Origin of the sequence: Labilibaculum sp. K2S, from assembly GCF_030372765.1 — a bacterium.
GTDB lineage: Bacteria > Bacteroidota > Bacteroidia > Bacteroidales > Marinifilaceae > Labilibaculum.
Genome location: NZ_JAUCMW010000027.1, coordinates 37,490 through 50,957, shown reverse-complemented (window position 1 = coordinate 50,957; position 13,468 = coordinate 37,490). Strand labels below are relative to the sequence as shown.

The 13,468-nt window shown below is 37.0% G+C and carries 3 protein-coding genes; all 3 read right to left on the bottom strand.

The annotated features are described in order from the left end of the window. On the bottom strand, window positions 1–2,452 hold a 2,452-nt coding region (locus QUH73_RS19260; protein ID WP_289532073.1), incomplete at its 3' end, for a BspA family leucine-rich repeat surface protein. Between the two features lie 152 nt (window positions 2,453–2,604). Further along, the gene (locus QUH73_RS19255) at window positions 2,605–3,660 is read right to left on the bottom strand and encodes a PorP/SprF family type IX secretion system membrane protein (protein WP_289532072.1); all 1,056 of its coding nucleotides are present in this window, start codon (window positions 3,658–3,660) and stop codon (window positions 2,605–2,607) included. Window positions 3,661–3,692: 32 nt separating this feature from the next. Next, the gene (locus QUH73_RS19250; RefSeq protein ID WP_289532071.1) at window positions 3,693–13,193 is read right to left on the bottom strand and encodes a gliding motility-associated C-terminal domain-containing protein; all 9,501 of its coding nucleotides are present in this window, start codon (window positions 13,191–13,193) and stop codon (window positions 3,693–3,695) included. Window positions 13,194–13,468 lie beyond the last annotated feature (275 nt).

Here is a 13,468-nt window from a genome sequence, read left to right as displayed (position 1 = left end):
TGCTGTTCCCGTTGCCATCATCAAAAGTCCAATTAATAACATGAGTTCCCTGAGTTGTATAACTTAAAGGATCAGTGGTTGTGCCTGTGATTGTTCCCGAACAATTATCACTTGTTGTTGGAGGAACTGCTGTTGCTGTGCATTCACCTGTTATATCAGATAGTGTTGGTTTTACAGGAAATTCATTATCTACTACAATAACAGTGATTGTATGATCCTCTATATTTCCAGAAAAATCCTCTGCTTGCCAAACAACTTTAGTTTCCCCAACTGGGAATTCCATTGTCACAGGTGCATTATTGGTAATTGATTTAACATGACAGTTATCTGCAACATCAGGCGTGCCCCAATTAACAGTACTGGAAACATTTCGTCCAGGATCGGTATAAGCCGTTATTTTATCCTCAGGAAGTGTCGGAAAAATAATGGTTGGTACAACATTATCAACCTTTGCTATAACATGAATATTGTCACTGGCTAAACAGCCAAACTCGTTTGTTACCTTTACATCAAAGTTTGCTCCTACCTGCTCTATTAATGTATGAGTAATCTTTTGACTTATTTGCCCTATTGCTTTCCCTCCCCAAGCATATGTCGCTCCTGAATTTCCAGCATCCAATTCGAAAGTTGTCCCCAAGCACATGGGTGAACTTTTATCTGAAATCTCAATAGTTGCAACTGGATTAGAATGCTCTTCTACATGTATTTCATCAGAACCACTACAGCCATTTTGATCGGTAACCGTTAATGTATAATCACCTGTTTTATCGGTTATTAAAACTGTTTGTCCGAATGCCGGAGCAGGAATTGTTACACCTGTTACAGAAGTGCTCCACTCATAATAAGGATTTGTTCCCCAAGCAGCATCAGGCACAAGTGTGAGATTTACAGAAGCTCCTCCCTCGCAAATATTCTTATCTTTTCCAAGATCGATTGCTAATTCATTGGTGATTTTTATGGTATCACTAGCAACACATCCTCTTACCGAAGTAACTTTCACACTAAAAGCACCTAAAGTATTCACTGATATTGTTTGGCTGGTTTCTCCTGTATTCCACAAATAAGTAGCTCCTGAATTTTCAGCATCTAAAGTGATTGTATTTCCTTTGCAATTAGCCTGGTTTTTGCCTAAGTCAATTACAGGTGCAAACGGAGCTTGCCCATTGTCGCTGATACTCCAACCATACTTATCATCTAAGATTTTTCTTCCAGAATTATCACAATACCAACTATTTCCCGCAAAAAAATATACATTATTCTTAACGGGCAGTTTGGCCCAGGCATTTAAGATGGAAGTGTAAGTGGCACGCGGAAGGGATATATTCTTTAAAAATAATCCCATAGTGGTAACATTTATAATATTCCATTTGTCAAGCCCCCTTCCCTTAAAAGAAGTTGCATCCCAAAACATTGCACCCATATTCTGAACATTGCTTACATCCCAACTACCCAAATCCACATCAAATTTATCTGCCTTAACAAACATTCCAGACATATCTTCTACACGGCTAACATCCCATTTGTCAATCCCCTTTCCTGTGAAAGAGGAAGCTCCTCCAAATAAACCGTACATATATACAACATTGCTTACATCCCATGCCCCAAGATCAGCATCCAAGCTAATAGCATTAGTGAAAATCATTTCCATACTTGTAACCTTACTAAGATTAGGAGGTGCAATGCCATCTTTTATCGTAAGATTGGAACAACCATAAAAGGCGCAATACATGGAACGCCACTCTATGTTTCCCCATTGCTCTATGATCTTTATTTTGTCCTTGTCGTTTCCATACCAAAAACATATTGCGGGGAATGTTCCTGAAATTTTTACGGTGTAAACTCCGGGGGCGGCATAGGTGTGCTCTGCATCTCCTGTTTGGTTAGTGCTGTTTGTTCCATCGCCCCAGTCAACCGTATAATTATAAGTGTAAGACTGCTTATCTGTCGGAATGGTAATATCTAAATCTCCCGCACTAACTTCCCATGTAGTTATGAATTCGTTTTGCAGGGAGTATGAATAGGTGGGGAATTCCAGAACATCTTTGCGTGTTCCTACTTCTAAGTCCCAGTCGCCATTTGCCCCGGTAATATCATCGGAAGCGGCAAGTGTAATGTTTAGTGATTTTTCGAGGTATGCTACTGCATTTTGGCCTTTTACACCTTTGCCAAATTCGCAGGCATAGATATTTAGGTGTGTGATTCCTTTTAGAAGTTTGCTTTTTTTTAACCATGTGGCTATTTGAGGTGCAGTAAACCATTCTCCATCAATCAGCAATTCACCTGCCCTGCCATGGCTAAACAGTTGAAATGATTCCAGAGTACTTGGTAGATTACTGAAACATTCTTTTGATTTCAGGTCCTTATCAATATATATGTTTGCGTTACTTTCAAAACAGGTAAGTGGGCTTATACTTACAAACATTATAAACAATAATAAAATCCTATTATTCATATTCGAAGAGAATTATGCAATCCTTACGTTCTTAACGTATAAAAAAATGCACTCAAACAAAAAACACAGATGGGAACTCAATGATTTCAATTTAATATTTAAAAAAATGCCCACAGAGATATTGATCAGATACATCATTCGAGAAATCTTTTCTAGAAGAAGATATAACTTTTACTGTTTCTCTTGTATCGGGAAGTTTTTGTTTTACTGAAATTTCGATCAGCAGCTCTTCTTTCTCTCAATCTACTCTCCCTCTTCATTTTATTTGGAATGTCGAAATTGATTCCTAATGTGATCTCATGAGTTCCATCACTGCTATCAGAAATTAAATTGTCTGTGTAATAATCGTATGAATACCCAATGTAATATTGATTGTAATTTACCCCTACCATTCCCACAATTTGATCGTTTGTCCTATACGATGCTGCAATCCAAAAATGATTGATAAACAACTTTGCTGACAGATCGTAATAAATATCAGAATCCATGGTTTTACGAACAATAACCGAAGGTTCGAGATCAACCAAATCTTTTAAATGAAAGGTATAACCGGCTGTAGCGTAAAAATGACGCTTCATAATATCATCACCAATTTTGTTATCGCCCATTTTAACAGAAGCTTCAAATAAATGTGCTGCTGATGCTCCAATAAAATAATCATCATTATATAAGTAAACACCAAAGTTTGCATCCGGTACATATGAGACTTCATCCGGCCCTGCTTTGGGATCATTAACCGGAATGTACCTTTTATCAAACTTAAACTGATAAAAAACGCCCCCAAGCCCAAATGAAAGCTTTGTTCCTGTTTGTCCCAATTTACTTTTGGATAATTGTAGGTGATAAGCATACGAAAACTCAATACCCGTTCTTGCTACTTCCCCCGCTTTATCATTAAAAAAATAGGCTCCCAAACCAACGCCCATTTGTTTATTTCGTCGTGATAATGGATTTCCTTTTACGTTACAAGTGGTACATTTATTACTCATATTTTTATTAAAACTCAATGCCTGTGTTTCAGGAGCCCCTTCTACTCCCGACCATTGCTGACGTAAACTTAAGCGCAGAGGTGAATACATCCGACTTCCGGCCATGGCCGGATTGAGTAAAAATCCGTTCTCCACGTATTGACTATAAAGTGGCAATTGTTGAGCTTTTCCTTGAGTGAATGCAAATAGTAACACTCCTAGAATTATCGTTATTCTCATTAGAATCTAAAGGTCAGGTTTAATAATATTACTTAACGGAGAATTGTAACAGTTCCCAGTATTGGTTTTTCATCATCAAGTTCTACAGCATAATAGTATGAACCTATTGGTAAATTAGTATTTCCATCAGCACCTGTCCATGGGGTACCGCGATACTGATTCCCAGTTCCACTAAATTTATAAACAGCTTTACCCCATCGATCGTAAATTACAATCTTAAGGTTCTGCACGAACTCAATTCTTTCAATATCCCAGAAATCATTATAACTATCATTGTTTGGCGTAAATGCTTTTGGTATTTTTATTCTGTTTTCATATAAATATTCCAGCACAATTGTTGAATCTAACTGACAATTATTTTTATCAATTACACTTACAATATAAGTACCTCTTCCTAAATCCTCAATACTTGTTCCATAATATGGTTTCAAATCCTGATCAGACCAATTAATGGTATAATCAAGAACCCCTCCTGTAACATCAATCCGAATGGAACCATCATTGGCATCAATTGTGGTTGGACGACTGGCTTCGGCTTCCAAATTCAAAGCCTCTGGCTGAACGAGCTCCACACTGGCTACATCTGAACAGCCATGATCATCAACAACCTTAACATCGTAAGTCCCAATAATTAAATCTGAAGCAATATCCGTTTCCTGTCCATCCGACCAATCTATTTTATAATCTGGTGTTCCTCCTGATATCTCTACTGTAGCACTTCCCGAATTTGTTCCATAACACAATACATCCTGATAATCATTAATTTCAGCGATCAATGTATCCGGCTGGTTCAATAACTTAGATCCCGAAGTTTCACATCCATTATTATCAACAACCACATAAGAATAATCCCCGGATTCAATATCGAAAATATCCTTAGTGATACTACCATAATTATCCCAGTTAATCAAATAGGGTTCGGTACCCTCCGAAATATCCAATTTAATCCAGCCATCTTCCAAACCATAACATGTTGGTTCTAAAAAACCTGAAACTGTAACAAAAACCTGCTTAGGCTCCACAATACTAATTGGTGTTATTTCTGATTTACATCCCTTGCTATCTGTTATCTGAACCGAATATGTTCCTTCCGAAAGTCCTTGCTGATCTTCATTTGTCCCGCTAACACCCGGTCCTCCCCACAAGTAGGTATAACCCGGAGTTCCTCCTTTAGGATGCAGGTTAATGTAACCGTCAGTCCTTCCAAAACAGGAAATATCTTTCTTCCAGAATTCAGCAACAAGCTTGTCTGGTTCATTAACCACAACCTGCAAACTCTGACTTTCATAGCCGGGATCACCTGCTGAATCGTATACTGTAACAGTATAAGTACCAGCTTTTAAACCGGAAACATCTTTATCTGTACTTCTAAAATAGTTATCTCCTGTCCATGAATAAGTTAAATTTGCAGGATCACTTTCGCCTAAAACATCCACGGTTACAGCACCATCATTTCCTCCCGGACAGGTAACATCTGTATTTGAAGTTACAAACAGCAGTAGTTTTTCAGGTTCGTGAACCTTTTTAGAATCTTCAATTCTACACTCATTTGCATCTAATACAACAACTTCATAAACGCCCATTTCCAACCCATTTACTGAAATATTTCCAGTGACATTTGCCGATTCCGCGTATGAATATCCGTTCGGTCCTGAAATTAAGAAAATATAAGGAGGGGTTCCTCCGGTAACGGCTGCCGAAATCTCTCCATCACGTAGGCCTACGGCAGAAATATCAAGCGGAGTTACGGTCAATGCAAGTGAAGTTGGTTCTGTGATTGCCTGACTCCCGGAAACAGAACATCCATATTCCGAAGTTATAGTATAATCATATGTTCCAGGTTCCAAGTCTAAAATATGTTTGGCAGATGATAAAAATCCTGCTCCATTAGTCCATGCTATTGTGTAATTTGCTGATCCAAAATTAACATCCAATTCAATCTCACCATCTGCAGCATTGTTACAACTTACATTTTTAACATTTGCTACACTTGCTAGTAAAGGATCCGGAGCAACTAATTCATATGTATTAGTTGCCGATTGACCAGCCGATGTTGCTGTAATATTATAAATACCTGTTGCCAATCCTGAGATTGTTTCTCCTGTTCCAGTGTATCCGGCAGGACCAGACCAAGCATAAGTAAATGTTCCATCACCTCCTGTGGCGTGAGCTCTCAATTCCCCAACCGGACTTCCTGCACATCCAACAGCTTGTCTTTCCTCTATATAAGTAAAAACCATTCCTGGTTCCTCAATTATTATCGATTTTTTCACTGTTGAACATCCCGAAGCGTCTGTTGCAGTAACGGTATAAACACCTCCTGCCAGATTCTCAATCAAGAAACTGTTGTCATCGTAATTATCAGGACTAACGGATGAATATCCTCCTGGTCCTGTAACGGTAAAACTATAAGGAATTGTACCTTCCAAAGTTTCAATAGAAAGAATACCATTTCTGGTTCCTGCAACTTTAATGTGTTGTTCTACAACTAAACCTAACTGGATGCTCAAACCTAAATTTAAGTCGACTCCGTTCTCCGAAGAGCAGTTATTCTTATCAGTAATCAGTAAACTATAATCACCGGCAACTACATTTTCAATATTTTGAGAATATGACCGATAATCGCTAGGTCCTGACCAACTGTACCTGTAGCCACTATTACCACCATAAGGTGTGATTCTAACAATACCATCATTGGTATTCTTGCAAGTTGGCAATACAATATCTTCAATATAGAATCCTATTTTCCCCGGCTCAGCAACAGTAACATTTTGTTCAAACACACATGAGTTTGCATCAACAATTCGAAGTGCATAATCTTTTGGAGCCAGCTTGGAAAAAATACCTGTTGCACTTTCAACTCCATCTAAATAATATTGATAGTTTGGAGTCCCCTGAGCTGCTTCAACAAAAATCTCACCTGAACTTTCTCCATTACAATTTGCAGCTTCAATTGTTAATTCGTTCGTAACTAATTCCTTTGGTTCAATCAATTCCTGACTCAAAACCGAAGGGCAATTAACTGCATCAGTAACGGTTAATTCATAAGTTCCTCCTGCCAAGCCTGAAATATTAGCTGTTGTTGCCGTGTATCCGGCCGGTCCCGTCCAAGCGTAAGTATAATCGGTAACACCACCTGTAACAATCGGATTAAACAATCCGTTATTATCGTTATAACAAAGCAAGTCTGTTCCATTCAGATCCATTACAATCTCAGGATTTGAATTTAAAGTAATATCCTGCTCTGGAGTCAAACACAAGTTTGCATCTGAAACATGAACTTTATAGTCTCCGGAATACAATCCTGTAATATTTTCACCTGTTTGAACAATGCTGTCCAGGAAATAGGATAAATTCCCGGTTCCTCCTGAGGCAGTAACCAAAATCTCTCCTTCAGGAATTGTAAAACAAGTCAAATCCCTTGTTGCAATACTATCGATTAACAATTCGTAAGCATCAAATATATTTACGATAGTATCAAATTCGCAATTCTTTCCATCGGCTACGGTAATATTGTACTTACCTGGGGTTAAGTTTAATGCTGTACTTTCCCAGGTTGTTTTGTTGGTTGAGGTTGACGCTGAAAAATCAGTTCCTGCCTCATCTTTCCAGAAAAATTTATATTCCGGGTACTGAATATTTGCAACTTTAGCAACAACTCGCCCATTTCCCTGCCCAAAACATTTTACATTATTGGCTGTAATCTCCAAAGAAACATTTGACTTAGTTCCTAGCTGAACCTCAATAACCGATTCGATTTTACACAAAGAACCATCTTTCGCTACAGTATTATAACCATAAATCACTTCAACTTTGTAAAATCCTGAAACAGTAACTTCAATTACAGCATTGGTTTCTCCTGGAAGATCTGTATAAGTTCCAACAGTTCCATCTGTGCTATAGTACCATTGGAATGTTGTATTGCTGTTAATAGGAAAACCCTTTACATGATCCAGAATAGCAACATCACTACACCACTCTTCACGAGGTTGATCGAAACTATCTTCAAAAGACGGTGGATCCTCATCTCCTCCGGGAGCACTCGGCACTAAAACGAAACCTGTAGTGTTATCATTATCAAAATGATAATTCACAGGATGATCGCCACCGGAACCTGATGATCCGGCAATATCTGTTAAAGCAGCATTGTAAATTTTACCGAACAATCCTGATGGTTTGTATATAAAAGCCTTAACTCCAGGAGTACTTGCTTTTAGGAAAGCATAAGAACAACGTACACCTTCCATTTTCAAATCATAAATAACGGTAATCGTTTTTCCTGATTCAATGGTATTGTTTTCGTATCCAAGCGTGAATTCCAAATTGGTAAAAGTATTATCACCATAAATCTGTCCTTGCTCGAAGAAAGTCACAGAACCAAAAGATCCTCGTCCTGCGCCTTTTATTCTTATAATCCCATTATTCATAAAATCAATAAAACCAAACGTCACTTCAGTATTGGTTTCACAATAAATTCCACCTCCATTGGCAAATGTAATTTTTGTATTTGCAGCAATAAAATTCAATCCTCCTGTAGTATTCATCTTCATGTTCCAGCCTGTTGGCTGATCGGAAATAACAGTCACGATAGAACCGCTCATATCAAACCTGCGTATTGCATCAGGATTCCCTAAAGACAAAGAGCTAAATCTACCAACAGTAAAATCATTACCTTTTGTTGTAACAGAACCACTCTCCAAATACAAATCACCGGAAGTGATCAGACTAGAATTCCAAACCCATGACTGTGCATCACCATCGAAGATCACATCGCCATCCATCGATTTATTCGCAAAATCGACTATTTTATCTCCTGCCAATCCATCTCCAATAAACTCGAAAACACCACGCATACTCATCGACATGTTTTCGGTTAAATCCATGAATCCACCAATTTGAAGATTTGCATCAACGATGAAGTTTGCATCAGGATCCACATCATCATACCAAGTCATGCTGTGACATTTTCCAGGTGCATTTAGCTCAACCAGTTTGCTTCCTAAAAATGAATTCGCAGTAAAAAAAACATCATCGTTTAAGGTAGGCACACAACCTTCTTCGCTGCCATCCTGAGCACGACTCCAGTTTTCATGATTGTCCCAACTATCGTCTGTTCCTTTTCCAACCCAGTATAAAGCGATTGGAGCAATTGCTCCATCAGTAATCCAACCTGTAACATTTCCTAAATCGAATGAATTTGTGGCAGTATAAGTTGCCCCTTTTGAACCATCGCCATTAATATCTTTCAGTTCAAGAAAATTACCTGTTACATTATTTGCCGCAAGTATTGTAGTTTGTTTAGTATCTTTATCAGAATGCAACGAGATTGGTGCAAAACAACTTCCTTCAGCAAGAAGGTAATCCATTTCATACGTTTTGCCATTCTGAAACTTGAATTCAAATCCCCGCCCCAATTCAACCGTTCCAAATTTGTCATTACCACTAACTTTGCCATTATTTTTAAATTGAAGATATTCAACATAAGGCACAAAACCAGGAACACTGTATGCTGAAAATTCACCCTCATCCTCAAAAACTATTTTATTAAAGTTAATATTATGAGACGCAGAACCTATAATTGATACTTTTGCATTATTTGTAAAGGTTATTGTACTATTATCCGACAATAACTCAAATCCAAGATCAGCATAGGCATCAGCAAGGTTAAAATAAACAGAACTACCAATTACATCTTCTCTTCCAGTAATTTTAACCTGTGAATTTCTTATGTCTAATCCTCTTGAATTAACACTATCAGTCGGATCAATAGAGGTGATACTTTTACATTCCAAATCGAAACCATCGGTTACTAATTTACCGTAGCGGATGAAACAATCACCTTCCATGATCATATCATCGAGTAATTTCCACTCTCCACCATTCCCATCAAACTCAACAATATTTGGAAACACATATCCAAATGTATTAATCTCCTGAAGTTCAGTTGCTCTAAAGTAAAAATTAACCACTGCAGATAGATTAATATCTACAGCCGAATTAAAAATAAGAGAACCATAAATATAAACGCCTGAAATATCAGTTGTGCCCATTTCAAAATTTGGTCTCGCGGCTTCAGATCCAGTCCAATCCATTGTTCTGCAACGAATATCACTGGCTCCAGTATATACTGTTTGTTCTGTATCAGTAAATGAGCCGTCATCAAAAAACACATTATCTTTTGCTGTTGGCACACAACCTCCCGATTTAATACCAGAAACCGTTGACCAATGATTTGGATCATCCCAATTTCCTGTTCCGCCAACCCAATACAAATTGGTTCCTGCAGGTTCATTTTCAAATTTCCAACCATCGGCACCACCCAAGTTTATTGAAGCATTTGCAACAAATGTATCTGCAGGCTTAGCATTTACATTTAAAATATTAACCGAATTTACTGTTATATTAGTTATACTAGTCTTCGCTTTAAAAATTGCAGGATCGGCACGCGAGCCTGTTATATCAATAGTTCCTTCGCAGGCTCCGTTAGCAATTACATTACCAAGCACAAAGGTCTGACTACTTTCAAACACATAGGTTTTCCCAACAGCCAATTGAATACTTTCGGCAACAAAACTTATTTCAGAAACATTCTTTTTTCTAAAATAAGTATTTCCATTCAACACAATATTATTAAATGAAATATCGTCTGAGTAAGTATCTATGTAGGCATTTCCATCAGTATCATCGAAAGCAACATTATAGAATACTACCGGCACAGCTCCTTTTGAAACAATTAAATCGCCTCCTGTGGTAAAAATTATCTCTGAAGTACCAGCATCAAAAGCAAATCCATCAGGTGAAATTTCAAATCGTTCCAATTTAAATATCGATGATCCTAATGTTAATGATCTCGTAGTAACAAAATTAGAAATAAAACGACCCGCCTCCATGTTATGGTTATTGGAAATCAAATCTCCATTTTGCAACAAAATTGTACCTGAAGTTTTTATCACACTATTCAAAGTCCAGCTTCCTGCAAGCCAAGAATCATCATCTTGTTTTGTTCCTTCAAAAACGAGATCGCTAAGTAATTCTACTGCACCCGCATTAATATTGGAAGGATTCTCTGATTTAAAATAAAAATCGCCTGAATATGAATAATTGGCATTTACCATACCCGAAAAATCCAGACTTCCAAAAATACATATTGGCTGATCTCCTGTGAAACTCATTAAATTGGCATTCGTCCAGATCATATCCAGACACTCTGCTGAACTCCCTTTTTTAGATATATTTACTTCATAACTGTTTAAGACTTTCGCATCTTCGAAAATAACCACATCTTTTCGGTTTGGCAAACATCCTCCCAGCCAGTTACCAGCCTTAAACCAATCATTATCAATATTTCCAGTCCAATAAATAGTACCTCCGGTTAAATCGTTGGGAAAAACCCATCCATCATATCCAGAAATACCTATCGATTCATTTGCTGTTAATGAACCAATTCCTCCAATAACATTTACATCCTCAATTCTTAGTCGAAAAAGATCAGATGACGACACATCACAATCAAAATAGGCAACACCATTTTCTCCTTTAAACGAAATGTATTCGGAACACGTACCATGAGCAATTAATCCATCCGCTTTTGTAATTTTCTGTCTACTGCCTACATTTAAAAAATAAGATTTACCCTTGGTGAAAATTAGCTGATCAAACTGATGATCACCTAATAATTTAGCATTCCCTTTAAACTCAAGAGACTCAAAAGTCGGCTGAGCAGAACCTTCATTCGTTAAAAACACCTGTCCATCAGGGTAATTGAACGTTACTTTTCCGTAAGAAATAAAATCAGAAGAATTATTATATAGTTCCGCACCATCCGACAACAATCGAATTTCAGAATTATTACTTAATAGAGAAAAATTACTGCCAGAAACATTCCATGCTTTGGAAACACCATCAACTACATCAATATCTGAATTTATCATATCCAACACTCTATTATAGGTGCTGTTTGAAATAAATTGCCCAACCGTTAATTTGTTTCCGTTAAGATGCAAGCTTCCTTTATACAACTCAAAATTATTCGTAACAGTAATGTTTGTTGTAAAAGTCCAATCACCATCACCAATAAAAGATACTGGGCCAACAAAATTATTATTGATTGTAATTGTATTGGTATCATCTCCATTAAACTGTGTTTCACCGGTAACATTCCATGTACAATTCCCTACTGCAAGAGATCCAAAAACCTCTATATTTTCAGCTCCCTGCAAAGTGGAATTATCATTAATTGAAAGGCCTTTACATTCTGCAGGAACATTAATAGTAACTACAAAGGTAGCTGGTATTATTACATTATTATTTCTGGATGGCACACAACCCGAATTCCAGTTGCCTGGTGTTCCCCACATTCCATCGCCTGCCCCACCTGTCCATGTATAATCTGCAGAAGATGGCGCAACAAAAGTCCAATTCGAATTATTACCTCCTAAGTTATAGGAATTATTTGCCAAAAAAGGAACCGCATTTCCACTTGCGTTGATATTTTTAACCTTTAAATAATTAAGGTTAACTAATTCAGCCGAAATATTTCCACCAAGAACATCTCCTATTATTGAAATATAGGCATAACATTCTCCCAGAGCCTCAAACTTAGTTTTTATATTTTGAGTACCATCGTAAATGGAATAACTGTGACCTGCAGTAAAAATCAAATTCTGAAAATCATTTTCACCTTTTATACTTCCATTCAACTCAAAATTTACATCATTAAATGAGGTAAGAATAACATTACTTTCTATAGCTCCATTATCTCCTTTGAATAAAACATCAAAAAAATCGACCCGTTTGGTACCGATTGTTTCAATAGTTGAATTTGTTGAGCTAACAATTATCTTTGAATCTCCCGGATACAGATTTAAATTATCTGTTTGAACAGAAAGAACCGATTCTCCGCTTTTTTGAAGATTAATTATTGAAGAATTTAAATAGAGCTCCCTGGATACCGGATTCTCAGAAACAAGACTTCCACAGGTTAATTCTGCTTCAATACTTAAGGTTCCTTGATTAAAATAAACCGTATTATCAAGCAGATTCATTTCACTGGTAATTCTCCAACCTCCATTGTTGTCAAAATAGAAATCCCCGTTGAATGAATTTCCTCCAAAATCAATAACATTACCAAGAGTATTTGCTCTAAAATAGAGAGGACGATCAAGATCTATGATCATCTGAGTATTAAATTTTACTCCTCCGTAAATTACCAAATAATGCGCAATATTATTATCGGTTTTCAGAACAGGCATGTTTTGTACATTGCCCCAATACATATTTAAACAACGTGCAACACTAGTGATTACAACTTCTGCTCCCGGATCAGGAAAAGAAAATTCATCAAAATACACATTATCATCTTTATCCGGCAACAGGGCACCTGGGTTTATCTTTCCACCTGGCTGATCGCTCCAATGCTGTATATCATTGAAATTACCCGAACCGCCAATCCAGTAGAAATCACTTGCTTCTGCGGATAAATATGCTAATTGTAAAAATAATATTAGTAGTAGACTTGCTCCATTTCTTTTCATAATAATCGGTTTTCCTATAAATCGACATGCTAATTGACCTAGGCAGAAACATATATTCCTTCGCGTTAAAGAATCTTTTGCTTTGACGAAAGAAAAATAAATAAGTTTCAAATTTGGTGAAAAATTTCAACATATTATTTATTACCCCAGAATATTTCTTTCAGTCAAAGTCTTATTTTAACACATTATATGCGTGAGAGTTTCGTTTAAATAATTTTAAACACTAATAAGCATAACTATATCAGTTAATTACAAAAAAATATCCCATTTTGAAA